Origin of the sequence: Aeromonas sp. Prich7-2 (genome assembly GCF_017939255.1) — a bacterium.
GTDB classification, from domain to species: Bacteria; Pseudomonadota; Gammaproteobacteria; order Enterobacterales; family Aeromonadaceae; genus Aeromonas; species Aeromonas caviae.
Window position 1 is genome coordinate 1 of the sequence record NZ_JAGKRI010000203.1, and the last position, 1,384, is coordinate 1,384.

1 protein-coding gene is annotated in these 1,384 nt (G+C 53.9%); it reads left to right on the forward strand.

The window, feature by feature from the left end:
* The first annotated feature begins 102 nt into the window (after positions 1–102).
* Positions 103–1,371: an IS4-like element ISAeme4 family transposase gene (locus J9892_RS20600; protein ID WP_104454631.1), complete on the forward strand. Its 1,269-nt coding sequence runs from the start codon at positions 103–105 to the stop codon at positions 1,369–1,371.
* Positions 1,372–1,384 lie beyond the last annotated feature (13 nt).

Here is a 1,384-nt window from a genome sequence, read left to right on the forward strand (position 1 = left end):
TCATGTACAGGATCTTTAGCAGCAACCAATTGAAATAGATATAAAAATGGCTTCGATTGTGATCTGATTTTATCGCCAAACAAAACCGCCACGCACGAAGCCATGACCATTATCGATGCCAACCACTATCTTGAGCAACTTCTCTCGCCTGCCGAACTCGACCGCATTGCCCGTGACTGCCAATTTTGCTTGCGCAAACGAGCCATTACGCCTGCCATGCTGGTGACTGCACTCTTGCGGGCACTTGGCTGCGACCAGGTCGATGGTATCGCTGGATTGCACCATCATTTCAATGCCTTGCAACTGGTTGATGCCCATCAGGTTTCCTACAAGCCCTTTCACAACCAGTTGCGCAAAGCGTCGTTCGCCCTGTTCATGAAGGCGCTGGTTGAACGGGCTATCGCCTTGCGTATCGGCCAACAGATGAAGACTGCATCCCTTGGCGCATTCAAACAGGTGTTGTTGCAGGATGGTACTTCCTTTGCCGTCCACAAAAGCCTGGCCGAAGTGTTTCCGGGAAGGTTCAAGACCATTAGCCCGGCGGCAATCGAGTGTCATATGCTCATGTCTCTATTGGAGCAGCGTCCAGTTTGCATGCAGGTCTCTGCCGATACGGCGTCAGAGCGCCAGTTCCTGCCTGAGCCCGAGCGGCTCAATAACAGCCTGCTGTTGGCGGACGCGGGTTACATCGATATGGCCTACTTTGCGAAGGTAAACGAGGCGGACGGTTTCTATCTGGTCAGGGGTAGTAAGAGCCTGAACCCGAAGATTATCCGGGCATGGCGCGGTGACGAACGGGAAGTGCCGAAACTGGCGGGCCTGTCACTCAAGGATGCTGGACGGCGGCACTGTCGGGCAGAGGTACTGGATATGGTGGTGAAATCGGGCAAGTTCGAGTATCGGCTGATCCGACGCTGGTTTGCCGAGGAGAAACGGTTCTGTATCTGGATGACCAATCTGCCACGAGAGGCATGGCCAGCAGAGCGGGTGATGAGCCTGTACCGCTGTCGTTGGCAGGTGGAGCTGCTGTTTAAGGAGTGGAAGTCGCACAACCGGCTCAAGGGCTTTGTGACAGGTCAGAAAGCCATTGCCGAGGGGCTGGTGTGGGCCAGCCTGTTGTCGCTGGTGATGAAAAGACGGGTAGCTCAGACGCTGATGGGGGACGGTTTATCCACACTGAAAGCGGCGAAAAATAGCGGAACCTGGTGGTTCCCGTTATTGGAAGCGGTGGCTCATCGGGCGTTGGAGGAAATAAGAGAGCGTCTGGAATGGGCTGCCGTTTACTTGGCGAAAAATGCCCGTCGAACCAAGCAGCGAAAATCGATACAGAACAGGACCTTAGAAGGAATTTCAAATGAAGTGTTTTCTTAAGGTCCTGTACATG